This is a genomic window from Micromonospora profundi (genome assembly GCF_011927785.1).
GTDB lineage: Bacteria > Actinomycetota > Actinomycetes > Mycobacteriales > Micromonosporaceae > Micromonospora > Micromonospora profundi.
The window spans coordinates 5,191,211-5,215,871 of sequence record NZ_JAATJK010000001.1 but is presented as its reverse complement, the minus strand read 5'-3'; the positions used below and the strand labels follow the sequence as shown (position 1 = coordinate 5,215,871).

At 70.5% G+C, this 24,661-nt stretch carries 21 protein-coding genes and 1 pseudogene; 18 read left to right on the top strand and 4 right to left on the bottom strand.

All coding sequences use genetic code 11. The features are described 5' to 3' along the window. Positions 1-22 precede the first annotated feature (22 nt). The 6 genes and pseudogenes from F4558_RS22935 to F4558_RS22910 all read left to right on the top strand — a co-directional run. Positions 23-997 (top strand): annotated as a pseudogene (locus tag F4558_RS22935) (hemolysin family protein); the annotation flags it as partial. 231 nt (positions 998-1,228) lie between these two features. Next, the gene (trpS, locus tag F4558_RS22930; protein WP_053659268.1) at positions 1,229-2,254 is read left to right on the top strand and encodes a tryptophan--tRNA ligase; all 1,026 of its coding nucleotides are present in this window, start codon (positions 1,229-1,231) and stop codon (positions 2,252-2,254) included. Between the two features lie 70 nt (positions 2,255-2,324). Beyond that, positions 2,325-2,849: a 2'-5' RNA ligase family protein gene (locus F4558_RS22925; protein WP_082377642.1), complete on the top strand. Its 525-nt coding sequence runs from the start codon at positions 2,325-2,327 to the stop codon at positions 2,847-2,849. A 79-nt stretch (positions 2,850-2,928) separates the two neighbouring features. Next, positions 2,929-3,852 carry a YihY/virulence factor BrkB family protein gene (locus F4558_RS22920; RefSeq protein WP_053659272.1) on the top strand — a complete coding sequence of 308 codons (924 nt, stop codon included), beginning with the start codon at positions 2,929-2,931 and terminating at the stop codon, positions 3,850-3,852. A 4-nt stretch (positions 3,853-3,856) separates the two neighbouring features. Further along, positions 3,857-4,240 carry a GntR family transcriptional regulator gene (locus tag F4558_RS22915; protein WP_231640177.1) on the top strand — a complete coding sequence of 128 codons (384 nt, stop codon included), beginning with the start codon at positions 3,857-3,859 and terminating at the stop codon, positions 4,238-4,240. Positions 4,241-4,703: 463 nt separating this feature from the next. Then, on the top strand, positions 4,704-5,141 hold the full coding sequence (locus F4558_RS22910; RefSeq protein WP_053659274.1) for a hypothetical protein: 438 nt from the start codon (positions 4,704-4,706) through the stop codon (positions 5,139-5,141). 10 nt (positions 5,142-5,151) lie between these two features. Here the strand turns inward: F4558_RS22910 and F4558_RS22905 are convergent, their stop codons facing one another. The 3 genes from F4558_RS22905 to F4558_RS22895 form a co-directional block, all read right to left on the bottom strand. Continuing rightward, positions 5,152-5,523: a VOC family protein gene (locus F4558_RS22905; RefSeq protein ID WP_053659276.1), complete on the bottom strand. Its 372-nt coding sequence runs from the start codon at positions 5,521-5,523 to the stop codon at positions 5,152-5,154. A gap of 150 nt (positions 5,524-5,673) precedes the next feature. Further along, entirely contained in the window at positions 5,674-7,305 is a 1,632-nt protein-coding gene (locus tag F4558_RS22900; protein WP_167945967.1) for a glycoside hydrolase family 13 protein, read from the bottom strand. 32 nt (positions 7,306-7,337) lie between these two features. After that, positions 7,338-8,384 (bottom strand): LacI family DNA-binding transcriptional regulator, encoded by a 1,047-nt coding sequence (locus tag F4558_RS22895; protein WP_053659280.1) that lies wholly within the window; start codon positions 8,382-8,384, stop codon positions 7,338-7,340. A 197-nt stretch (positions 8,385-8,581) separates the two neighbouring features. On the opposite strand from F4558_RS22895, the gene F4558_RS22890 reads away from it, so the two are divergent. The 12 genes from F4558_RS22890 (at position 8,582) to F4558_RS22835 (ending at position 23,607) form a co-directional block, all read left to right on the top strand. Next, positions 8,582-9,829 carry a sugar ABC transporter substrate-binding protein gene (locus F4558_RS22890; RefSeq protein ID WP_167945966.1) on the top strand — a complete coding sequence of 416 codons (1,248 nt, stop codon included), beginning with the start codon at positions 8,582-8,584 and terminating at the stop codon, positions 9,827-9,829. After that, positions 9,829-11,460: an ABC transporter permease subunit gene (locus tag F4558_RS22885; RefSeq protein ID WP_167945965.1), complete on the top strand. Its 1,632-nt coding sequence runs from the start codon at positions 9,829-9,831 to the stop codon at positions 11,458-11,460. Before F4558_RS22890 ends, F4558_RS22885 begins: the two co-directional genes overlap by 1 nt. Then, positions 11,457-12,371, top strand: coding sequence for a sugar ABC transporter permease (locus F4558_RS22880; RefSeq protein ID WP_312877385.1), 915 nt, complete (start codon positions 11,457-11,459; stop codon positions 12,369-12,371). Before F4558_RS22885 ends, F4558_RS22880 begins: the two co-directional genes overlap by 4 nt. Before the next feature lie 142 nt (positions 12,372-12,513). Next, positions 12,514-14,325 carry a glycoside hydrolase family 13 protein gene (locus tag F4558_RS22875; protein ID WP_053659284.1) on the top strand — a complete coding sequence of 604 codons (1,812 nt, stop codon included), beginning with the start codon at positions 12,514-12,516 and terminating at the stop codon, positions 14,323-14,325. 173 nt (positions 14,326-14,498) lie between these two features. Next, positions 14,499-14,840 (top strand): hypothetical protein, encoded by a 342-nt coding sequence (locus tag F4558_RS22870; RefSeq protein WP_053659491.1) that lies wholly within the window; start codon positions 14,499-14,501, stop codon positions 14,838-14,840. A 276-nt stretch (positions 14,841-15,116) separates the two neighbouring features. Further along, the gene (locus F4558_RS22865) at positions 15,117-16,184 is read left to right on the top strand and encodes a BMP family lipoprotein (RefSeq protein WP_053659286.1); all 1,068 of its coding nucleotides are present in this window, start codon (positions 15,117-15,119) and stop codon (positions 16,182-16,184) included. A 90-nt stretch (positions 16,185-16,274) separates the two neighbouring features. Next, a complete protein-coding gene (locus tag F4558_RS22860) occupies positions 16,275-17,984 on the top strand; it encodes an ABC transporter ATP-binding protein (RefSeq protein WP_312877384.1) in 1,710 nt (569 codons plus the stop codon). Beyond that, positions 17,981-19,336, top strand: coding sequence for an ABC transporter permease (locus tag F4558_RS22855; protein WP_053659288.1), 1,356 nt, complete (start codon positions 17,981-17,983; stop codon positions 19,334-19,336). Before F4558_RS22860 ends, F4558_RS22855 begins: the two co-directional genes overlap by 4 nt. 3 nt (positions 19,337-19,339) lie before the next feature. After that, complete coding sequence (locus F4558_RS22850; protein ID WP_053659290.1) at positions 19,340-20,623, top strand: ABC transporter permease; 1,284 nt, start codon at positions 19,340-19,342, stop codon at positions 20,621-20,623. Positions 20,624-20,681: 58 nt separating this feature from the next. Next, positions 20,682-21,395 (top strand): cytidine deaminase, encoded by a 714-nt coding sequence (locus F4558_RS22845; protein WP_053659292.1) that lies wholly within the window; start codon positions 20,682-20,684, stop codon positions 21,393-21,395. 135 nt (positions 21,396-21,530) lie between these two features. Continuing rightward, entirely contained in the window at positions 21,531-22,814 is a 1,284-nt protein-coding gene (locus tag F4558_RS22840; protein WP_053659294.1) for a thymidine phosphorylase, read from the top strand. A 112-nt stretch (positions 22,815-22,926) separates the two neighbouring features. Next, entirely contained in the window at positions 22,927-23,607 is a 681-nt protein-coding gene (locus F4558_RS22835) for a DUF4272 domain-containing protein (RefSeq protein ID WP_053659296.1), read from the top strand. An 8-nt stretch (positions 23,608-23,615) separates the two neighbouring features. On the opposite strand, the gene F4558_RS22830 is transcribed toward F4558_RS22835, so the two are convergent. After that, positions 23,616-24,629, bottom strand: coding sequence for a putative RNA methyltransferase (locus tag F4558_RS22830; protein ID WP_053659298.1), 1,014 nt, complete (start codon positions 24,627-24,629; stop codon positions 23,616-23,618). Between the last annotated feature and the right edge of the window lie 32 nt (positions 24,630-24,661).

Sequence of the window (24,661 nt, the reverse complement as noted above, 5' to 3'; positions counted from 1 at the left end):
AACGGTGTCTACCATCTCTGTCATGCGGGATGTGGCCCGTGCCGGGCTCCGGCGACGCGCGCGGGGGCGACCCCGCCGCGACCCCGGCCCGCTCGCCAGGGCCGTCGCCCGGGTGCTGGTCCGCGCCGCGGACGGTGCCAGCCGCCTCGTCACCGACCTCCTCGGAGCCGGCCCGGCGGCCGGCCGGGAGCGCATCTCCGAAGCCGACCTGCGCGACCTGGTCGCGGCGAACACGGTGCTCGATCCGGACGAGCGACGGATCATCGACGAGGTCCTGGCGGCCGGTGCCAGCCTGGTGCGCGAGGTGATGATGCCCCGCACCGAGGTGGTCTTCCTGCCGGCCCGGCTGACCATCGCCGAGGCGGCCCGACTGGTCCGCGCCGAGACGCACACCCGCTACCCGGTCACCGACGGCACCCATGACGACGTGGTCGGTTTCGTGCACCTGCGCGACGTGCTGCTGCGCCCGGACACCGACCCCTGCGCCACCGTCGGTGAGCTGACCCGCGAGGTCAAGCGGCTGCCCGGCAGCAAACGGGTGCTGGCCGCGCTCACCGAGATGCGCCGGGAGCGTCACCACCTGGCGGTGGTGATCGACGAGTACGGCGGCACCGCCGGGATCGTCACGCTGGAGGACCTGATCGAGGAACTCGTCGGGGAGATCCACGACGAGTACGACACGGCGCCGGACCCGGTGCACGGCGGCCTTCCGGCGGTGGTGGACGGCAGGCTCAACCTCGCCGACTTCGCCGAGCGGACCGGGGTGGTTCTGCCCGACGGGCCGTACGAGACGGTCGGCGGGTACGTGATGGCAGCGCTGGGCCGACTGCCGGTGACCGGCGACGAGGTGACGGTGCCCGCCGGGCCGGCCGACGACGGCGGGCTCGATCCGGGCGACCCGCCCGGCGGCTGGCTGCTGCGCGTGCTGGCACTTGACGGGCGCCGGGTGGCCCGGCTCGCGGTCTCGGCGGTGCGCATGCCGGACCAGCGCCGCGACGCTGCCGCCTCGCGCGCGGTCGGCGGCGTCGATGAAGGGTCGGCCCGCGACGGTGGGACGGCGCCGCTTCGGGAGAGCTACGCCGCGCGGCAGGGCGGACCCGCAGCCGCGTCGACACGACGTTTCGGGGCGGGGGAGCCGGGCGAGGTCAACGCCCCGGCAGCGGCGGGCCGTGGCCGACCCGCCGGCCCGTCATGACGCACCCGGTCGCTTGCTGACAGAATTGTCGCCATGCCCGACGTCTCCGCCCGCCCGCGCGTCTTCTCCGGCATCCAGCCGACGGCCGACTCGTTCCACCTCGGCAACTACCTGGGGGCCGTGCGGCACTGGGTGGCGTTGCAGGAGACGCACGACGCGTTCTACTGCGTCGTGGACCTGCACGCCATCACCGCGGGCCACGATCCGGCGGTGCTGCGCCAGCGGACCAGGGTGGCGGCCGCCCAGCTCTTCGCCGTCGGTCTCGACCCGGACCGCAGCACCCTGTTCGTGCAGTCGCAGGTGCCCGAGCACCCGCAGCTGGCCTGGGTGCTGGGCTGCATCACCGGCTTCGGCGAGGCCAGCCGGATGACCCAGTTCAAGGACAAGTCGCAGAAGCAGGGCAACGAGCGGGCGAGCGTCGGCCTGTTCACCTACCCCGTCCTCCAGGCCGCCGACATCCTGCTCTACCAGGCCAACGCGGTGCCGGTCGGCGAGGACCAGCGGCAGCACCTGGAGCTGTCCCGGGATCTGGCTCAGCGGTTCAACTCGCTGTTCGGCGCGACGTTCACAGTCCCCGCGCCGCACATTGTCAAGGACACCGCGAAGATCACCGACCTGCAGGACCCGACAGCGAAGATGTCCAAGTCGTCGTCCTCGCCGGCAGGCATCATCGACCTCCTGGAAGACCCGGCCCGTTCGGCCAAGAAGATCCGCTCCGCGGTGACCGACACCGGCCGGGAGATCGTCTTCGACGCCGAGACCAAGCCCGGCGTGTCCAACCTGCTGACCATCCACTCAGCGCTCAGCGGTCGCAGCATCGACGAGCTGGTCGCCGCGTACGCCGGTCGTGGTTACGGGGATCTGAAGAAGGACCTGGCCGAGGTGGTGGCCGACTTCGTCCGCCCGATCCAGGAGCGCACCCGCACCTACCTCGACGACCCGGCGCAGCTGGACAAGCTGCTCGCCGCCGGCGCGGAGAAGGCCCGGTCGGTGGCAGGGGCGACGCTGCGGTCCGCGTACGAGCGGGTCGGGTTCTTCCCGCCGGTGCGCGGCGAATAGCGCCGCGGGACAGGTGGGCGGGTCGGTGGCGCAAGAGGCGGCGCGGAGCGTGGATCGCAGTGGCGGGGTGATGCCGTCGGGCGACACCATCCAGATCGGCATCGCGGTGGACATCCCCGAGCCCTGGGGGAGTCAGCTCACCCGGCGGCGGGTCGAGGCCGGTGACGCCCTCGCGGTGCCGGCCCACGTGACGCTGCTCGGCCCGACCGAGATCCCGACCGCCAGCCTCCCGGCTGTCGAACGGCACCTCGGCGACGTGGCCGCCGCGCACCCGCCGTTCGCGCTGCACCTGCGCGGCACCGGCACCTTCCGCCCGGTGACCCAGGTGGTGTTCGTGACGGTCGCCGCCGGGATCAGCGAGTGCGAGTTGCTTGCCGCGGCCATCGCCGCCGTGCCGGACGTGCACCGCGAGCTGCGCTTCCCCTACCACCCGCACGTCACGGTGGCGCAGGACGTGTCGCCGGAGGCACTGGACAAGGTGTACGAGGATCTGGCCGACTTCTCCGCGATGTTCCAGGTCGACGCGTTCACCCTCTTTTCACACAGCGGGGCGGCCCGGTGGCAACCCCGCCGGGACTTCCGCCTCGGCAACTGACCGTCGCCGACGCGCCGGCCGGCGAGCATTCGGAGCCGGTTGCCACAGCGGCGGTGGGAGATCGGCGAGGATGACCCGCGTGAACGTGTTCGGAGCCATCGAGGCGGGCATCGACCGCTGGGTGACCGCCGCGCGCCGCCGGTCGGGGCTCTTCGATCACGTGTGGCGTGCCGGAGCGCTCTACGCCGAGGTGCTGGCCGGGCGACTGGCCGCGGCGATCGCCTACTACGGGTTCTTCGCGGTCTTCGCCCTCGCCCTTGTCGCGTACTCCATCTTCGGCGCGATCCTTGAGGACAACGACGAGGTCAGCGAGGCGGCGGCCGATTTCCTGAAGGAGAACCTGCCGTTCCTGGACGCGCAGCAGATCGCCAACTCCAGCGGCACCGTCGGCGTGGTCGGCCTGATCATCCTGGTGTTCACCGGCATCGGTTGGGTGGAGTCGATCCGCTCCTCGCAGCGGCTGATGTACGCGCTCAACCAGCAGCCGGGCAACCTTGTGGTCCGGCGGCTGGTCGACCTCGGCGTGATGATCGGCGTCTTCGTGCTGCTCGGCGTGTCGGTGGCGGCGGTGGACGCGCTGGAGTCGCTGTTGCGCTTTCTGCTGCGCAGCACCGGCTCGGTCGGCCTCACCACGATCAGCGCGGCCCTCAGCGTGCTGTTCAACGCGGTGCTCGCCGTCGCGCTGCTTGTCGCGGTGCCCCGGCTGCGGATGAGCCGGTCCCGGCTGCGCCCGGTGGTGGTGCTTGTCGCGATCGGCATCACACTGCTCAACACCGTCGGCCGGTACTACGTGGTGCGCACCGAGCGGAACCCGGCGTACACGGTGGTGGCCGGCGCGGTCGGGTTGCTGCTCTACCTCTACCTGCTCAACCAGCTGGTGCTGTTCGGAGCGGCGCTCCTCGCCACCAGCCAGAAGGGACGGGTGATCGACCTGGCGGAGGGGCCGCCGCCGACGAACCTCGAAGAGGACACCGATCCGGGTACGCCGGGCGGTGGGGGTTGACGACGTGGAAGGTACGCAGGTGCTGATCTCGGTCGACCAGGATTCCCCGGTGCCACCGTACGAGCAGGTGCGCGGGCAACTCGCCGAGCTGATCGGCGACGGCCGGTTGCCGGTGGGCAGCCGACTGCCCACCGTCCGGCAGCTCGCCGCCGACCTGCGGCTGGCCGCGAACACGGTGGCCCGGGCGTACCGGGAGCTGGAAGCGGCGGGGCTGTTGGAGACCCGAGGGCGCAACGGTACGTTCGTCGCCCCCGGCCGGGACGACGCCCTGGACCGGCTGCAGCAGGCCGCCGCCGGGTACGCGGCCGAGGCACGGCGGCTGGGCGTCCCGCCGGACCGTGCCCTCGCCCTGGTCCGCGCCGCCCTCGACGCCATCCGCCACGACTGAGCGGGACGGGATCGCCCTTCGCTCCACCTCGCCGCAACTGCGCCGACGCATCGAGCAGGTCCCGACGAGGCCGTCGGCGTGGCGGGTGATGATTGTGACGTCGTGGTCTCTTCCGGCCTGGTGTCGGTGGCCTGCTGGAACAGCGCGGCGGCGTCGCTGGCGCCCTGAAACGCCTGATGACTCTCAGGCATATTGATACCTCAGAGTCATCACGCTTATGGCCGACCGCCCCCCGCGGAGGGCGCGCCGGCGTGGCCATCGGTGCCGCCGGCGAACCACGTCGGTCCACCTCGGCCACCCCGGCTACGTCGGTCCAGGTCGGCCACCTCGGCTACCCCGGCTACGTCGGCCATGTCGGCTACGTCTGCCACGTGGGCCCACGTCGGCCCACGTCGGCCCACGTCCGACGTACGTTGAGGCGAATGACGCCCACCTTCCCGGCGGGAGCGGCAATGATGAGCCGGTGGGCGCACTCATGACACTTGACCTGCCGTCCGACTCGCCGATGCTCGGCCTGCCGTGGATCATCACCTTCGGTCCGCTCGGCGACCTCGACGAGTGGGAGCCGGTGGTCTGCGGGCCGTACGAGCGGCCGCACGCGCTGGCGCTGGCCGAGGCGGTGGTGGCCGACGAGCAGTTGATGGCCGTGGTGGAGCCGCTGCTGCCGGCGCTGTCGCCCGACGAGATCCGCAGTGAGATCGCCGCCGCCCAGGTCGCCGCCGAGGACGAGGCCCGGCAGGCCGAGGGAGCCGATCTGTACGGCGACTTCGAGGACGTGGTCGACGAGGAGTTGGACGCCGAGGCCGACGAGGCGGGTCACGGAGAGCCCACCGAACCGCCGGACGAGGCCGAGGTCCGCGCCGGCTTCACCCGGATCGCGGCGCTGCTCACCGCCAAGTGACAGTAAGGGTTCAGCGGGTCGGTTCGGAGTGCAGTACGCAGAACTCGTTGCCCTCCGGGTCGGCGAGCACTGTGAAACCCTCGGACCCGGTCTGCCCGACGTCCACGGGTCGCGCCCCGAGGCCCACCAACCGCCGTACCTCGGTCTGCGGGTCGGCGTCCGCGACAAGGTCGAGGTGCAGCCGGTTCTTGCCCCGTTTGGCGGTGCCCGAGCCCTGCAACCAGACGGTGGGCGCGGCCCCGGACAGCTGTCCCGACGGCCAGAGCTTCGCGCTGCCGTCGTCGCCCTGCAAGACCTCGTAGCCGAGCGCTGCCGACCAGAACGCGACCATCACGTCCAGGTCCTCGACGTCGATCGTGCACTGGGCGATCCGTACCACCATGAGGTCACCTCCGTCGCGACGGACACCGGCGCCACGCGGACGAATCCGCGTGGCGCCGGTGCACCTCACCCCCCACCACAAGGGGCCGGTACCCCAGTCGCCCGCCGGCGCGGGGCACGGCGGACGACCAGGTCCAGATCGGTTACCCGCTCAGCGCCGTTCCAACCAGGCGGTTGCGTCGACGGGCAGCAGTTGGCCGGAGCCCTGCCCGGTGAGCGGCTCGCTGGCGAGGATCGGCTCGCCGTACCCGTCGATGAGGACTGGTGCGCCGCTGAGGTTCACCACGCAGGTCAGCACTGTCGAGCCGGCGGTGCGGGAGAAGGCCAGCACACCTGGCTCACCTTCCAGCCAGGCGACCCCGCCGGCGTCCACGGCCAGCGCCGGGTGTTCGTGGCGGATCCGCAGGGCGGCCCGGTACAGCTCCAGCGTCGAGCCGGGCACGCCGGTCTGCGCGGCGACAGACAGGGCACGCCAGGTCGCCGGGGCGGGCAGCCAGCTCACCTCGCTGCCGGCTGGCCCGAAGCCGTACGGCGGCAGGTCGCCGCTCCACGGGATGGGCACCCGGCAGCCGTCGCGGCTCTCGCCGGTACGCAGGAATGCCGGGTCCTGCCGTAGCCCGTCGGGGAGGTCGAGGACCTCGGGCAGGCCCAGTTCCTCGCCCTGGTAGAGGTAGGCGGAGCCGGGTAGGGCGAGCATCAGCAGGCTGGCGGCGCGTGCCCGACGCAGCCCTTCGGCGCCGTCGCCGTAGCGGGTGACGTGCCGCTGCTTGTCGTGGTTGGACAGCACCCAGGTGGTGGGCGCACCGACCACCTGCGACTCGGCAAGTGCGGTGTCGATCACCTTGCGGAACGAGTCGGCCGACCAGGTGGCGTCGAGGAAGTCGAAGCTGAACGCCTGGTGCAGCTCGTCCGGGCCGATGTAGCGGGCCAGCCGCTCGGGGGTCTCGGCCCACGCTTCGGCGACCGCCATCCGACCGCCCGGGTAGCTGTCCAGGACGGGCCGCCACGTGCGGTAGATCTCGTGGACCTCGTCCTGGTCGAAGTACGGCAGTCGGCCCTTGCCGAGCAGTTCGACCTGGCGCTGGCCTGTCGTCATCGTGCTGAAGCCGACGTCGGGCAGCCCTTCGGCCTTGATCATCCCGTGTGCCACGTCGATCCGGAAGCCGTCCACACCTCGGTCCAGCCAGAACCGCAGCACGTCGAGGAACTCGGCGCGGACCTCCGGGTGCCGCCAGTTCAGGTCCGGCTGGGTCGGGTCGAAGAGGTGCAGGTACCACTGGCCGTCCGCGACCCGGGTCCAGGCGGGGCCGCCGAAGATGCTCTCCCAGTCGTTCGGCGGCAACTCGCCGTGCGCGCCCTGACCGTCGGCGAAGAGGTAGCGCGCCCGCTCGGGCGAGCCGGGGCCCGCGGCGAGGGCGGCGGTGAACCACTGGTGCGCGCTGGAGGTGTGGTTGGGCACCAGGTCGACGATGATGCGCAGGTTGAGGGCGTGCGCGTCGGTGATCATCGCGTCGAAGTCGGCGAGCGTGCCGAACATCGGGTCGACGTCCCGGTAGTCGGCGACGTCGTACCCGCCGTCGACCATGGGGGAGGTGTAGAAGGGGGTCAACCAGAGCGCGTCCACGCCCAGGTCGCGCAGGTATGGCAGGCGCTGCCGGATGCCCTGGAGGTCCCCGACGCCGTCGCCGTTGCTGTCGGCGAAGCTGCGCACGTAGACCTGGTAGACGACAGCGGAGCGCCACCAGTCGTCGTCGGCGTGGGGCAGGGGGGCAGTCCTGATCATTCGAGCAATATGCCGGTCCCCTGCTGCAAGAGTCAAGCAGATCTTGCGTAAGAGAGTTGCGCGCCAGCCGGCGCGACAGCTGTCGAGCCGCGCACCACGAGTTCCGGGCGGAACAGGTATTCCGAGTGCGGGGCACCATGCCCGTTGATCTCGTCCACCAGGGCCCGGACCGCTGCCACCGCCATCGCGGCGACCGGCTGGCGCATCGTGGTCAACGGCGGGTCGGTGAAGGCCATCAGCGGCGAGTCGTCGTAGCCGACCACCGAGAGATCGCCGGGAACGGTCATGCCGCGCTGCCGCGCCGCCCGGACCGCGCCGAGCGCCATCAGGTCGGAACCGCAGACCACGCCTGTGACGCCCCGATCCAGCAGGCGACTGGCGGCCGCCTCGCCACCCTCCACACCGAACAGTGACAACTCGGCAAAGGATCCCAGGTCGGCCTCGGCGACGCCGGCCAGCCGGGTCATCGCCGCTCGCCAGCCAGCCACCTTGCGCTGCACCGGCACGAACCGGTCCGGGCCGGTGATCAGGCCGATCCGCCGGTGCCCGAGCGCCACGAGGTGGGCCACGGCCAGCTCGGCGGCTTCCCGGTCGTCGCAGGAGACGAATGGTGCGCCGATGCCGGGGACGTACCCATTGATCATCACGACGGGCAGCGGTCGGGCGAGCAGCGCCCGGTAGCGGTCGTGGTTGGCGGCGGTGTCGGCGTGCAGGCCGGAGACGAAGACGATCCCGGAGACCTGCCTGTCCAGCAGCATCTCCACGTACTCGTCCTCAGTGACGCCGCCGGCGGTCTGCGTGCAGAGCACCGGTGTGAACCCGCTCTGCGCCAGGGTGGACTCGATGACCTGCGCAAACGCGGGGAAGATAGGGTTGTCCAGCTCCGGCACGACCAGGCCGACCAGCCCGGCGCTGCGCTTGCGCAGGCGGGCCGGGCGCTCGTAGCCGAGCACGTCCAGGGCGGTGAGAACGGCCTGCCGGGTCTCCGGAGCCACGCCGGGGCGGTCGTTGAGCACCCGCGACACCGTGGCCTCGCTGACTTCAGCCTGCTGGGCGATGTCGGACAGTCGAGCGCGCATGGCGGCACTTTAGCCCACCGGCAAGTTCTTGCGTGGGCCTCTGCAAGAGCTTCCATAATCTGCAACCTCTTGCTAACGTCCCGGCAACGTGAGAGCAGTGGCGCAGCATCGCTGTGCCGGTTGGCAAGAACTTCCAGAGTTCCCACTGGCGGAGCCGCCCTTCCCCCGGCGGACCCGCCATGACGACAGGAGTACCGATGCGCATCCGTACCGCGGGTGTGGTCGCCCTCTTCGCCCTGGCGCTCGCCGCCTCCGGGTGTGGCGGCGACAGCGACGAACCGGCCGCCAACGAATCCCCCAAGGCCGCCGGCGGCAAGCTGGTGATCTGGGCGGACGACAAGCGGACCGCCGCCCTCAAGCCGTTCGCCGATGAGTTCGGCAAGGAGAACGGCGTGACCGTCGAGGTCCAGGCCGTCAGCAAGGACCTGCAGACCAACTTCGTCACCGCCTCCCAGCAGGGCAGCGGCCCGGACGTCGTGGTCGGCGCGCACGACTGGATCGGCAACCTGGTCCAGAACGGCGCCATCGACCCGGTGCAGCTCCCGGCCGAGCAGAAGAGCGGCTTCAACGAGACCGCGGTCAAGGCGGTCACCTTCAACGGCCAGCTCTACGGCGTGCCGTACGCCACCGAGAACGTGGCGCTGATCCGCAACACCGAGCTGGCCCCCGACGCGCCGAAGACCATTGAGGACCTGGTCGCCGCCGGCAAGAAGCTCAAGGCCGACAAGAAGGCCAGTGAAATCCTGTGCCTCCAGTCCGGCCAGAACGGCGACTCGTACCACATCTACCCGCTCTACACCTCGGGCGGCGGCTACCTGTTCGGCACGTCGGCCAACGGCGACTACGACCCGAAGGACCTGGGCGTGGGCAAGCCCGAGTCGATCGCGGCCTTCCAGAAGATCGCCAAGCTCGGCGAGAAGGGCGACGGGGCGCTGAAGCGCTCCATCACCCCGGAGAACGCGATCTCCACGTTCACCAGCAAGAAGTGCGCCTACCTGGTGTCCGGCCCGTGGGCCGTCGCCGACGCCAAGAAGGCGAACATCTCCTACGACATCTCCCCGGTCCCCGGCTTCGCCGGCGGCAAGGAAGCCCAGCCGTTCGTGGGCGTGCAGGCGTTCTACGTCGCCAGCAAGGGCAAGAACAAGGCGCTGGCCCAGGAGTTCGTCACCAACTACGTGACCAAGCCCGAGCTGGCCGTCGCGCTGTACAAGGCCGAGCCGCGCCCGCCGGCGCTGACCGCCGCCTTCGACCAGGTGAAGGGCGAGGACCAGGACCTGGCGAAGTTCTCCGAGGCCGGCAAGAACGGCCACGTGCTCCCGGCGATCCCGGCCATGGCCGCGATCTGGGACCCGTTCGGTAAGGCGGAGGCCGCCATCATCGGCGGTGCCGACCCGGCCACGACGATCACCGCCGCCGGCAAGACGATCCAGGGTCAGATCAAGTAATGAGCGCGCCGCTGTCCGGCCCGGGGTCCACGAGGACCCCGGGCCGGGAGCCCGTTCGCCCTGGGCTGTCCCGTACCGCGCGGCATCACGCGCCGATCACCGCGACCGGCCTCGTCGGCAAGGTGATCCTGCTCGGCCTGGTGGCCGGGATCGCGATCTGGGCGGCGTTCCCGCTCATCGAGGCCGAACACTGGATCGGGCTGGGCATCCTGGCGGCCACCACCGCCGGCCTGTACTACCTCTACCTGAGCCGCCGGCACATCCCGGCGAAGTATCTGGTGCCCGGCACGCTGTTCCTTATCGCCTTCCAGGTCGTCCCGGTGCTCTACACGGCGAGCACCGCGTTCACGAACTTCGGCGACGGCCATCGCGGCAGCAAGGACGACGCGATCGTCGCGATCCAGACCGCCTCGGTGAAGCAGGTCCCCGGCTCGACCGAGTACGCCCTCACCGTCGCCACCGACGGTGACCCGGCGACCGGCGCCCTTGTCTTCCTGCTCACCGACCCGAAGACCAAGGAGGTCTTCGCGGGAGACGCGGACGGGCTGCGCAAGCTCGACGCCGCCGACGTCACGGTCAGCAGCCTCAGCGGCAAGATCACCGCCGCGGACGGCTACACAGTGCTGAACATCGGGCAGGCCAGCGGGCGCAGCGACGCCGTCACCGCGCTCATCGTGCCCACCGACGACGGTGCGATCCGCTCCAACGGCCTCACCCGCGCTTACGAGGGCAAGGCCGCCCGGGCGTACGACGAGGCGTGCGACTGCGTCAGAGACAGCGAAACCGGTAGGACCTGGACCGCCGACGAGGAGTCCGGCTCCTTCGTCGCCGCCGACGGCGAGCGGCTCGCCCAGGGCTGGAAGGTCGACGTCGGGCTGAAGAACTTCAGCACAGTGCTCACCGACCCGAACATCTCCGGGCCGTTCTTCGGCACGCTGGCCTGGAACTTCGCCTTCGCGATCGCCTCCACGGGCCTCACGTTCCTGCTCGGCATGGCCATCGCGCTGGCGCTGCACTCGCCCCGGATGAAGGGCACCAACTTCTACCGGGTGCTGCTGATCCTGCCGTACGCGATGCCGTCGTTCGCGATGCTGCTGATCTGGCGGGACATGTTCAACACCGACTTCGGTCTGCTCAACAACCTGTTCGGACTGAACGTGGACTGGTTCGGCGGCACCTGGTCGGCCCGGATCGCTGTGGTGCTGGTGCAGCTCTGGCTCGGCTACCCGTACATGTTCCTTGTCGCCACCGGCGCGTTGCAGGCCATCCCGCGGGAGCTGACCGAGGCGACCTCGGTCGACGGCGCGTCGCCCTGGCAGTCGTTCCGGGCGGTCACCCTGCCGCTGCTGCTGGTGGCGCTCTCGCCGCTGCTCATCGCGTCGTTCGCGTTCAACTTCAACAACGTCAACGCGATCCTGTTCACCACCGAGGGCGGACCGTTCGCGCCGGACAACCCGACGAACGGCGCCACCGACCTGCTGATCACCTACACCTACCGGCTGGCGTTCGGCGCCCAGGGTGCCGAGTTCGGGCTGGCCGCCACTGTCTCGATCTTCATCTTCGCGATCGTGGCGACGGTGTCGGCGATCAGCTTCCGGCGGACCCGCAAACAGGAGGAGGTGTACTCGTGACAAGCACTGTGGACACTCCCACGGCCAACCGTGACCAGGCCGGTCGCAAGCCGGTCCGCCGGTCGCGCAAGCGCTGGTTCGCCCAGGTGGGCTGGCGGCACCTGGTCGGCGTGCTGGCGGTGGCGTTCAGCCTCTTCCCGATCCTGTTCGTGATCTCGGCGGCGTTCAACCCACTCGGCACGCTCTCCTCCACCGAGCTGCTGCCCACCGGGGCGTCGCTGGAGAACTTCGTCAACCTGTTCGACCGGACCGCGTTCGGCCACTGGTTCCTCAACTCGCTGCTGCTGGCGGGCGTGGCCAGCTTCGCGTCGATCTTCCTGTCGTCGCTCGCCGCGTACGCGTTCTCCCGGATGCGTTTCTCCGGACGCCGGGTCGGCCTGCTCGCGCTGCTGCTGATCCAGATGTTCCCGCAGTTCCTGGCGATCGTGGCGATCTTCCTGATCTTCACCACGCTCACCGACCTCTACCCGTCGATCGGCTTCAACACCCCGTGGGGCCTGTTCCTGCTCTACATGGGTGGCGCGCTGGGCGCGAACACCTGGCTGATGAAGGGCTTCTTCGACACCCTGCCGAAGGAGCTGGACGAGTCGGCGACCATGGACGGCGCGTCGCACGTGCAGATCTTCTTCCGGATCATGCTGCCGCTGGTAGCCCCGATCCTGGCGGTGACCGGCCTGCTCGCGTTCATCGGGTCGATCAACGAGTTCATCATCGCCAACGTGTTCCTCACCGAACCCGAGTCGAAGACCCTCGCGGTCGGCATGTACGGCCTGGTGGCGGGCGAGCGCAACAACAACTTCGGGATGTTCGCGGCGGGCACGTTGCTCACCGCGATCCCCACGGTGCTGGTGTTCCAACTCCTCCAGCGCTACATCGTCTCCGGGCTCACCTCCGGAGCGGTAAAGGGCTGAGCCTCCTCGGCTCACGCTGCGGCAAGGGCGTCGTGTCGACGTACACCGGAGCGGTTCGGAGGGCGGGCCGCCGCGGTCGGGTGAACCGGCCGCGGCGGGTGACCGCCCCCCTTCCTGTCCGTACGACGCGAAAGGCAGCACCATGCCCCTCCAGGCGCACCACGACGGCTCCGCCACCTACGTCCCCGAGCAGGAGCCCGCGCTCGGGCAGACCGTTCCGGTCTTCGTCCGGGTACCGGCCGGCACCGGCGTCCGCCAGGTGCACGTGCGCACCACGGGCGACGGCGAGCCGCGCTTCTCCGAGGCCGAGATCGACCGCACCGAGGACGGTGACGTGTGGTGGCGGGCCGACGTCGAGGTCCGCAACCCGGTCAGCAACTACCGTTTCCTGCTCGACGGCGAGCACGGCACCCGCTGGCTGAACGCCGCCGGCCTGGCCGACCACGACGTGCCCGACAACGGCGACTTCAAGCTTGTCAGCTACGCCCCGCCGCCGGCCTGGGCGCGGGACGCGGTTATCTACCAGATCTTTCCGGACCGGTTCGCCCGCTCCGCCGCCGCCGACGGCCGCACCCTGCCGGACTGGGCCATCGGCTGCGACTGGGACACCCCGGTCATCGGCCGGGGACCGGAGACGCCCCGCCAGCTCTACGGCGGCGATCTCGACGGCGTCACCGAACACCTGGACCACCTGGACCGGCTCGGGGTCAACACCGTCTACCTCACGCCGGTCTTCCCGGCCCGCTCCAACCACAGGTACGACGCGGCGAGCTTCGACACCGTCGACCCGCTGCTGGGCGGGGACGCGGCGCTGGCCCGTCTCGCCGACGCGGTGCACGCCCGGGGCTGGCGGCTGCTCGGCGACATCACGAGCAACCACACCGGCGATGCCCACGCATGGTTCACCGCCGCCGTCTCCGACGTGAACGCCCCGGAACGCGACCTGTACTACTTCGACCTGCCCGGCGGGGATTTCGAGTCCTGGAACGGCGTCAAGTCGCTGCCGAAGCTCAACTGGGGCAGCACGGAGCTGCGCCGTCGCTTCGCCACCGCCGAGGATTCGCTGCTGCGTCGCTGGCTGCGCCCGCCGTACGGGCTGGACGGCTGGCGGGTCGACGTGGCGAACATGACCGGGCGGCGGGGCGCGGACGCGTACACCCACGAGGTGGCGCGGCTGCTGCGCGAGGTCGTGGCGCAGACCCGCCCGGACGCGCTGCTGCTCGCCGAGCACGGCCACGACCACACCGGCGACCTGGACGCCGACGGCTGGCACGGGACCATGAACTACGTCGGCTTCACCGACCCGGTGTGGTCCTGGCTGCGCCACGGCGACGACCCGGTGCCGAACTTCCTCGGCACCCCGGGCGGGGTACGGCGGCGTGACGCGGGCGCGGTACTCGCCACGATGAACGCCTACCGGTCGCTGGTGTCCTGGCGGTCGTACACCCACTCCTGGCAACTGCTCGGCTCGCACGACTCGGCCCGTATTCGCACGGTGGTCGGCGACGCGGCCAGGCAGGAGGTGGCCGCCGGTCTGCTCGCCACGATGCCCGGTACGCCTGTGGTGTTCGCAGGGGACGAGCTGGGCCTCACCGGCACGAACGGGGAGGGCTCGCGTACCCCGATGCCGTGGCACCGGCCGGAGAGCTGGGACCGGCGCACGTTCGACGCGTACCGGTCGTTGTTGACGCTGCGCCGCGACGAGCCGGCGCTGCGGCGCGGCGGCCTGCGCTGGGTGCACGCGGACGCGGACACGCTCGTCTTCCTGCGGGAGGCGCCGACCTCCACGGTGCTGGTGTTGGCCAGGCGCGGGCCCGGTGCCCCGGTGCGGCTGTCGGGCCTGAAGCCCGGCGACAACATCCAGGGCGGCGCGGCACCCCTGCGCCCCGACACCGAGGGCGCTGTGACCCTCCCCGCCGAAGGCCCCACCTTCCAGGTCTGGCGCCTGTCCTAGCTCCACCCGCTTGCAGCCCTCGCGATCTTGCAGTTTCGGTCGGCTTCTCGTGGTTGTTGTCCCGTATGTCGAGGCAGCAACTGCAAGATCGCGGGGGGAGGTGGGTCACGGTATGGCGGCGGCACGGCGGGGCGACTACTACAAAGCGTCGTTGTTGAGGGACAATGGCCCGCGTGGAAGCTCTTCGACTGATCCTTCTCTACGTCCATCTGATCGGCTTCGCGCTGCTGCTCGGCGGCGGGATCGCCCAATATGTCACCGGCCGGCTGCGGGTCAACGCCGCCATGCTCTGGGGGTCGGTGATCCAACTTGTCACAGGCATCGGACTGTCCGCGCCGCTGCGCGACGGCGACGAACCGGCCCCCGCGAAGCTTGTTACCAAGTTGGTGCTCGCACTGCTGATCTTTGTCATGGTCTTCTTCTCTCGTAAGCGGGAGAGCGTGAACCGTGGCCACTTTCTCGCGATCGTCGGGTTGACCCTGGTCAACGCGGCAGTAGCGGTGTTCTGGCGTTAGTTCGCCAGGCATTGGGGAACCACGGAGAAACGGACGTTCGCGACACCCGCATGGTCGCCGATCTGCACGAGAAGTGATTTGCCGCACCCCAGGGTTACGCCGGGGTAACGGACGTTCAACAGTCGTGCACGATTGGCGGCCGGTGGGTGGGCGCGGGCGTACGCTCCCGTCCGTAACGTGGGACGCCGGCGGCACACGCAGGCCGGCGCAAGGGCTGCCCACCGCGCATGACGCGGTGGGCAATGGGAAGGAGACGTCTTGCGCTCTGTGCGTGGGATGCGGATCGCCTCCGCCTTCGTGGCGGGTGGCCTCGTGCTGGGCGCTGCCGCTTGTGGTGAGGCTCCCGATGACGACAACAACGCCGGTAGTGGCGCCAAGAAGTTCAGCGCCTGCATGGTGACCGACGTCGGCGGCATCGACGACAAGTCGTTCAACACGTCGGCCTGGAAGGGTCTGCAGGAGGCCAAGGCCGCCAACGACAACATCGACATCAAGTACGTGGCGTCGAAGGCTGAGGCCGACTACGAGCCCAACCTGACGCAGTACGTCAACCAGAAGTGCGACTTCATCCTGGCCGTCGGTGGCCTGATGGAGACCGCCACCAAGAAGATCGCCGAGGCGAACCCGAACCAGCACTTCGGCATCGTCGACGGCAACCCGAAGGTGGACAACGTCTACCCGATGCAGTTCGACACCGCCCAGGCCGCGTTCCAGGCGGGCTACCTGGCCGCCGGGATGAGCAAGTCCGGCAAGGTGGGCACCTACGGTGGTCTGCCGATCCCGCCGGTGACCATCTTCATGGACGGCTTCGTCGACGGTGTGGCGTACTACAACACCACGAAGAAGAAGGACGTCCAGGCGCTCGGCTGGAACAAGGAGACCCAGAAGGGTTCCTTCTCCAACGCCTTCGACAAGCAGGACGAGGGCAAGAAGGTCTCCGACGCGCTTGTCGCCCAGGGTGCGGACATCATCATGCCGGTCGCCGGTGGCGCCGGTCTCGGCACCACGAGCGCGGCCAAGGCCTCGGGTGGCAAGTACAGCACCATCTGGGTGGACGTCGACGGCTGCGAGAGCACCCCGGACTGCTCCGCGATCATCACGACGGTCGTCAAGAACATCCCGGGCGCCGTCAAGGAGGCCGTGCTGAAGGCCGCCGGTGGCGACAAGCTGCCGGCCACGCCGGGCTTCGTCGGCACCCTTGCCAACGACGGTGTCTCGATCGCCCCGTACCACGACTTCGACAGCAAGGTTCCGGCCGAGCTGAAGGCCGAGGTCGACAAGATCAAGGCGGACATCGCCGCCGGGACCATCACGGTCAGCTCGAAGGCCCAGCCGGCCAAGTGACAACCGGCCGTCCCATGCGGTGAGATCATCGCAGGGGCGGCTGGACAGGTACGACAGATCCGGCCGCTCCGGCACCGCGGGTGACCACCCGTGGAGCCGGAGCGGCCGATCGTGCGCCACGGTGACCGTGTCGGTCCGACCCGGTCGACCGGCAGCTACGCTGCACCATCGCTCGCACTCCAGGAGGTTGCGCTGAGACTCGAACTGCGCGGCATCACCAAGCGGTTCGGTGATCTGGTCGCCAACGACCACATCGATCTGACGGTGGAGCCTGGAGAGATTCACGCCCTGCTCGGCGAGAACGGCGCGGGCAAGTCGACACTGATGAACGTCCTCTACGGGCTCTACCAGCCCGACGAGGGCGAGATCCTTGTCGACGGCAAGCCGTTGAAGCTGCGGGGCCCGTCCGACGCGATCGGCGCCGGGATCGGCATGGTGCACCAGCACTTCATGCTGGTGCCGGTCTTCACCGTGACGGAGAATGTCATGCTCGGCGCCGAGCAGGTCAGGGGCGGCATCGGCGGCTTCCTGGATCGGCGGCGGGCCCGGCGCGAGGTCACCGAGGTGTCCGAGCGCTACAACCTGCGGGTCGACCCGGACGCTGTGATCGAGGACCTGCCGGTCGGCATCCAGCAGCGCGTCGAGATCGTCAAGGCGCTCACCCGCGACGTCGACCTGCTCATCCTGGACGAGCCCACAGCGGTGCTCACCCCCCAGGAGACCGAGGAGTTGTTGACTGTCATGCGGGCGCTCAAGGCCGCCGGCAAGTCGATCGTCTTCATCACCCACAAGCTCGGCGAGGTAAAGGCGATCGCCGACCGGATCACGGTGATCCGGCGCGGCAAGACCGTCGGCACCGCCTCCCCGGAGGCCAGCCGGGACGAACTGGCCGCGCTGATGGTCGGCCGCAGCGTGCGCCTCACAGTCGACAAGTCGCCTGCCACACCGGGCGAGCCGGTGCTGGAGGTGGCCGGGCTGGTCGTTGACGACGACCGGCAGATCCGGGCCGTCGACGGTGTCGACCTGACCGTACGCGCGGGCGAGGTGCTCGGCGTAGCGGGCGTGCAGGGCAACGGCCAGACCGAGCTGATCGAGGCGATCATGGGCCTGCGCCCGGTGCTCGCCGGCACTGTGAGCCTGAGTGGCGACCGGATCGACGGCTGGACGACAAAGAAGGTGCTCCGCGCCGGCGTCGGCTACGTCCCCGAGGACCGCAGCGTGGACGGCCTGGTCAAGGAGTTCAGCGTCGCGGAGAACCTGGTGCTGGACATCTACGACCGGCCGCCGTTCGGCTCCGGGTTCGCTCTCCGGCCGGACGCGATCGCGTCCTCGGCGAAGGAGCGGATCGAGCAGTTCGACGTCCGTACCTCGTCGGCCGAAGCGTCGGTGGGCACCCTGTCCGGCGGCAACCAGCAGAAGGTGATCGTGGCCCGGGAGTTGTCCCGGCCGCTGAAGCTCTTCATCGCCGCCCAGCCGACCCGTGGCGTCGACGTCGGTTCGATCGAGTTCATCCACAGCCGGATCATCCGCGAGCGGGACGTCGGTACCGCCGTCCTGGTGGTCTCCAGCGAGCTCGACGAGGTGGTCGCGTTGGCCGACCGGATCGCGGTGATGTACCGCGGCCGGATCATCGGCGTCGTCGCCCCGGACACCCCGCGCGAGGAGATCGGCCTGTTGATGGCCGGCATCAGCCCGGACGCCGCCGCCGAGTCCGGCGCGGCACCCACCGCCGACGACCCCGGCACAGCAGGCAGGGGCCCGGCGAGCGCCGACGGCCCCGCGAGCGAGGACGAGGCATGAGCGACGTGAACCCGCAGTCGGGCTCACCGGACAAGGAACCGGCGAGCGAGGCGCAGGCGGCGCAGACCGCGCTCGGCAACACCGAGCAGGCCAGTACGGCAAACACGCCGAAGGTGTCCGAGCCGGAGCCGAAGCCGTCCCTTGGTCGCCTGTTCCTGGACAACCTGTGGGCGGCAAACACCTTCACTGTGACGCTCCTGTCGCTGGTGCTGGCGATCGTGGTCGGCGCGATCCTGATGATCATTTCTGATCCGGACGTGCTCTCCACCTACTCGTACATCACCTCCCGTCCCTCCGACGCGATCAATTCCAGTTGGACGCTTGTCAGCGAGGCGTACTCGAACCTGTTCAAGGGCGCGGTCTTCGACCCGGAGGCGTTCTCCGCCTGGGTCAGCGGCGACGGCGGGTGGCCGGCCGTGCTCGCGCCGATCTCCGAGACGCTCACCTACACCGCGCCGCTGGTCTTCACCGGCCTGTCGGTGGCGCTTGCCTTCCGGGGCGGCCTGTTCAACATCGGCGCCCAGGGTCAGGCCATGATCGGTGTGATCCTCGCGGCGGTGGCCGGCTTCCTGCTGCCGCTGCCGCCCGTGCTGCACCTGCTTGTGGCGGTGCTTGCCGGTGCCCTGGGTGGGGCGATCTGGGGTTTCATCCCCGGCATCCTCAAGGCCCGTGCCGGCGCGCACGAGGTGATCAACACGATCATGCTGAACTACGTGGCCACGTACTTCCTGGCCTGGATCATCGTGCAGAACGGTGTGCAGGACCCGGCCCGTGCGGACGCGATCAGCAGGGCTGTGGAAAGCTCCGCCCAGCTGCCCCGACTGTTCGGCGACAACCTGCGCGTGCACACCGGCATTCTGCTCGCCGTGCTTGCCACCTGGGCCGTCGCCTGGCTGCTCAACCGCTCCACGCTCGGCTTCGAGCTGCGCGCGGTCGGCGCCAACCCGGACGCCGCCCGGACGGCCGGCATCAGCGTCACCAAGACGTACGTCCTGATCATGGTCTTTGCCGGCATCCTGGCCGGTCTGGGCGGCGCGAACATGGTCCTGGGCTCCACCGCGAGCGCGTTGACCCCCCTGGTGATCGCGCAGATCGGCTTCGACGGCATCCTGGTGGCGCTGCTCGGCCGGGTGAAGCCCTGGGGAGTGCTGCTCGCCGCGCTGCTGTTCGGTGCGCTCCAGGCCGGCGGCAACCGGATGCAGTCGTACTCCGGCATCTCGCTGGAGCTGGTGACAGTGCTCCAGGCGCTGATCGTCATCTTCATCGCCGCCCCCGCCCTGGTGAAGGCGATCTTCCAGCTCCGGGCGGCGCGGGCCGCCCGGTTGCAGACGAGCCTGGCGAAGGGCTGGTAACGCATGTCCACCATGGCTGTCCCCGACGTCGCGGTCGCCGCGGTCGACGAGGGCTTCTGGACCCGCAACCGCAAGGTCGGCGCCGTGCTGCTGGCGCTCGGGCTGCTCTCGACAGTGCTCTTCGGCGCGCTCGCCACCGACCAGCAGGCCCGTTTCACGCTCAGCGACGACGCGGCCGGTGCCGCGTTGGAGATCAACGGGACGATCGGCGCGATCCTGTTCGGGATCATCACGATCGCCGCCGGGGCGGCCCTGCTCGCCGACAGGCTGCCGAAACGCTGGTTCCTGCCGGTGCTCGCCGTCGGGCTGCTCGGGTTCGTGCTGTCCTTCCTCTGCTGGCAGGTCTCGGCCGCGCCGGCCGGGCAGAACTTCATGCCGCTTGTCAACATCATCCGGGGCACCTTCATCCTGGCCCTGCCGCTGATCTTCGGCGCGCTCGCCGGGGTGCTGTGCGAGCGCTCCGGTGTGGTGAACGTGGCCATCGAGGGTCAGCTGCTGATGGGCGCGTTCAGCGGTGCGCTGTTCGGCAGCATCTCGGGCAGCGTCTGGGTGGGCCTCGTGGCCGCCGCGATCGGTGGCGCGTTCATCTCGCTGCTGCTTGCCGTCTTCGCCATCCGCTACCTGGTCGACCAGGTCGTCATCGGCATCGTGCTGAACCTGTTCGCGGTCGGCGTGACCGGCTTCCTCTACGAGCGGCTTATGCAGACCGACGCGGAGAGGTACAACAGCGCACCGCGCTTCAGCAACTGGGAGATCCCGCTGCTGAAGGACATCCCGGTGCTCGGGCCGGCGCTGTTCCGCGGCAACATCTTCCTCTACCTCGGCCTGCTCCTGGTCCTGGTGATCCACATCGCGCTGTTCCGGACCCGTTGGGGGCTGCGCACCCGGTCGGTCGGCGAACACCCGATCGCCGCCGACACCCTCGGCGTCAAGGTGCTGCGGGTGCGCTACCGCAACGTCCTGCTGGCCGGCGTGGTCGCGGGCATCGGCGGTGCGTCCTACACGCTGGCCCTCTACTCGTTCACCAAGAACATGATCGGCGGTAAGGGCTTCATCGCGCTCGCCGCGCTGATCTTCGGCCGGTGGAACCCGACAGGCGCGCTGCTCGCCGCGCTCTTCTTCGGCTTCGCCGACCAGCTCGCCACCTACCTCGGCGCGATCAACAGCGCTATCCCCAGTCAGTTCCTGGCCATGCTGCCCTACCTGGCGACGATCCTCGCGGTCGCAGGGCTGGTCGGTAAGGTCCGCGCGCCCGCCGCCGACGGCAAGCCGTACGTCAAGGGCTGAGCATGGCGGCTGCGCCCCTGCCGGCTTCCGGCCTGGGCTACTTCGGCAGAATGGTGACATGACCGACATTGACTGGGAGCTACTGCGCGCCGTCGCCACGGAGGCGATGCGGCACGCGTACGCCCCGTACTCGTCGTTCCCGGTCGGGGCTGCCGCCCTTGTCGACGACGGTCGCGTGGTGGTCGGCTGCAACGTGGAGAACGCCGGGTACGGGGTGACGCTCTGCGCCGAGTGCGGTGTCGTGTCCAGCCTGCACGCCACAGGTGGCGGTCGACTCGTGGCGCTCTCCTGCGTCGACGCCACGGGCGAGCCGTTGATGCCGTGCGGTCGGTGCCGGCAACTGCTGTGGGAACACGGCGGCCCGGAATGCCTCGTCGAGGCGAAGGGCGGCCCGCTGCGGATGGCCGAGCTGCTGCCGCACGCCTTCGGCGTGGAGGACCTGGAGGCGGTCACCGGTGAGACGCCGGTGCCTGTGGTTCCCGAGCGGCTGGCCGCCTGGCGTGGGCGCGGCACCGTCTTCGTACACGCGGACATGTCCGCCGGCCAGCAGGTCTGGACGGCGTACTGGGAGCGGTCGGCAGGCGACGACGCGGGCGCCGAGACCGGTGTGCTGGAGGAGGCGCCCAGCTGGGGCGACCCGGCGGAGGCCATCGCCTGGGGTGCGGCCCGCACCCCCCGGGTCGTGGTGGTGGACGCCACCGGCACGATCTTCTGGGCCGGCGAGGGTGAGCCGCCCGCGGAGATCCCGGTGCGCTGGTCTGCTGCTGGTTGAGCTTGGGGGCGGAGGCCGACCGTGCCCGGCTCCGGGCGGTCAGGCTTGATCCCTCCGCCGGGCACGGTCGGCCCCCGCCCCACATGGCCGGCGGCCGTCGGTCGGGATCTGCAACAGACTAGGGAAGATCTTCTGATGAGTAGTGGTTTTGCTGCTGTTGACGTCATTCGGGCCAAGCGGGACGGGGGCGTGCTGTCGGACGCCCAGATCGACTGGGTGGTCGACGCGTACACCCGGGGGGTGGTCGCCGACGAGCAGATGTCCGCGCTGGCCATGGCGATCCTGCTCAACGGCATGACCGGGCCGGAGATCGCCAGGTGGACCGCCGCGATGATCGCCAGCGGTGAGCGGCTCGACCTGTCGGCGGTACGCCGGCCGACAGTCGACAAGCACTCCACAGGCGGCGTCGGCGACAAGATCACCCTGCCGCTCACTCCGCTCGTGGCGGCGTGCGGCGCGGCCGTGCCGCAGCTCAGCGGCCGGGGCCTCGGGCACACCGGCGGCACGCTGGACAAGCTGGAGTCGGTCCCCGGCTGGCGGGCCGCGTTGAGCAACGACGAGTTCATCACCCAGCTCGGCGACGTCGGCGCGGTGATCTGCGCGGCCGGTGCCGGGCTCGCCCCCGCCGACCGCAAGCTGTACGCGCTGCGTGACGTGACAGGCACAGTGGAGGCGATCCCGCTGATCGCCAGCTCGATCATGAGCAAGAAGATCGCTGAGGGCACCGGCGCGCTGGTCCTGGACGTCAAGGTCGGCTCGGGCGCGTTCATGAAGTCCGTCGACCAGGCCCGCGAGCTGGCCCGCACGATGGTCGAGCTGGGTGGCGCGCACGGCGTACGGACGGTCGCCCTGCTCACCGACATGTCCACCCCGCTCGGCCTGGCGATCGGCAACGCCGTCGAGGTGACCGAGTCGGTCGAGGTGCTTGCCGGTGGGGGACCGGCCGACGTGGTGGAGCTGACGCTGGCCCTGGCCCGGGAGATGCTCGACGCCGCCGGTCTGTCGGACGCCGACCCGGCCGCCGCGCTGCGGGACGGCCGCGCCATGGACACCTGGCGGGCGATGATCCGCGCGCAGGGCGGCGACCCGGACGCCCCGATGCCGACCGCGCCGGAGGTCGAGGTGGTCCGCGCCGAGCAGGACGGGTACGTGGCGGCCGTCGACGCGTACGCCATGGGGGTTGCGGCCTGGCGTCTCGGCGCGGGCCGCGCCCGCAAGGAGGACCCGGTCAGCGTGCCGGCCGGGGTGGTGCTGCACAGGCGGCCGGGCGACGCGGTGCGGGCCGGCGACCCCCTCTACGAGTTGCGCGCCGACGACGCCACGCGGATCCCGGCGGCGCTTGCGGAGGCCGCCCGCGCGGTGCGGATCGCGCCCGCCGCGCCGGCCGCGACGCCGCTTGTCATCGAGCGGATCGGCTGACCCGGGCGGACGGCCGGGCCGGCATGGTGTCGGTCACCGGGGAGCGCTATTGTCGCAGGCCAAGGGGGGACGAGCGGCCCTGAGCCGTCGCGAGCAGACAGGATGATCCGCCGTGACCGTACCTGCCCCCGACCCACGTGAGGTGCGCGAGGCGAGCCTGGACGAGCTGTCCCGGCTCGGCCTGCCGTTGCCGCCGGCACAGTTCCCGCTCGTCTGGGAGCCGGGTGACGAGATCGAGCTACGCCCGACGGTGGAGATCGAGGCGCGGATCGCCGTGCTGCACCTGATCCTGGCCCGCTGCTTCGGGATGCCCCCGCAGGCGGCGATGAGTTGGCTGCTCGGTTCGCACCTGGTGGAGATGGTCACCCCGCCGGAGTGGCAGTTCGTCATGGGCGGCAAGGGCGACCACCGCTCGTTCGTGCTGCACCACGACGCGCTGTTCGCGCTGGCCTGGGTGCTGGGACTGAGCAAGCAGCTCGACCCGACCCTGGCCGTGGACGAGCGGCTTGTCGAGCGGCTGCCGCACATCGCCGACGGTGAGACGTTCTCCCACTGGCGGACGAGGATCCTTGCCGCTCCGCAGCATCCGGCCGACGCGGCAGCCCTGCTCGACCTGCACTACTGCCTGGACTGGGCTTACCTGGAGACCGAGCGGGGTGGCCAGCGTGCGCCGGGGCTCGTCGACGCGAACGCGATCGGCCAGCGGCGCTGGGCGCTGGAGTGGGCGGTGATCCTGCGCGGGCCGTACCACGACGAGCCGCCCGGCTGGGAAGAGGTCGACCTCTCCACCTGAGCCTGCGCTCAGCGGGGCCGGTGGGCGTCGAGGTGGACCGCCACTGTCACCCGGACCGGTTCGGGAAGCGCGGCCAGGCGGGCGGCCAACGCGCCCGGGTCGGTGTGCCAGGCGCTCGGCCCCATCCCGACCAGGGTGGCCACCTCGGTGCGGGTGAGCGTCAGCTCGGCACGGTGCACAGTCGAGCTGACCGGAGTGAAGTGCCCGCCCAGGCTGGCGGCCACCCGGTCGGCCTTGTCCGGGTCCACCCGCAGCAGGTCGAGGGCGTCCACCAGTTCGGTGAGGTGGTCGGCGGCGGGCGTGACCACCAGCAGCGTGCCGGCCGGGTCGAGCACCCGGTGGAACTCCGGCCCGTTGCGCGGCGCGAACACGTTAAGCAGCACGGCCGCCGAGGCGTCGGCGAGGGGCAGCCGCTGCCAGGTGTCGGCGAGCGCAGCGGCCGCCCGGGGGTGCGCGCGTGCCGCGCGGCGCAGCGCCGGCTTGGAGACGTCAAGGGCCAGACCCACGGCGTCCGGTAGCGCCGCCAGCACCGCGCCGAGATACCGGCCGGTGCCGGCGCCGGCATCCACCACAAGGGGGTACGCCCTGACGTCAGGCGCCGGCGCTTCGACCCGTACCCCTGTTGGTGTGTCCCCTGCTCTGCTTACCTCCGCGCAACAGATCTGCCCGGAAACCGGTGCGTGGGTTGAAGCAGAGCAAAGGGCGGACGGCGGGGTCGGTGCCAGCGGCGGCGTGGCCGTCGCACGGAGCCGGACCACAGCCTCCGTCGCGGCGGCGGCGAGTGCGTCCGAGATGACGTCGTAGTGGCCGGCGGCCTGGAAGTCGGCCCGGGCGGCGATCATCTCGGCGGTGTCCCCGACGTGCGGGGCGCGACCGGCGAGCAGGTTCACGTAACCCTGACGGGCGATGTCGAAGCTGTGCCGGCGCGGGCAGCGCAGCGCCCGGGCGGTGCCTGCGGTCACCTCGGCCAGCGGATCCCCGCACACCGGGCAGCGCAGCCGTTCGAGGATGCGGAGGTCCACGTCAGGCCGCCGAGCTGTATCCACGAACCGAG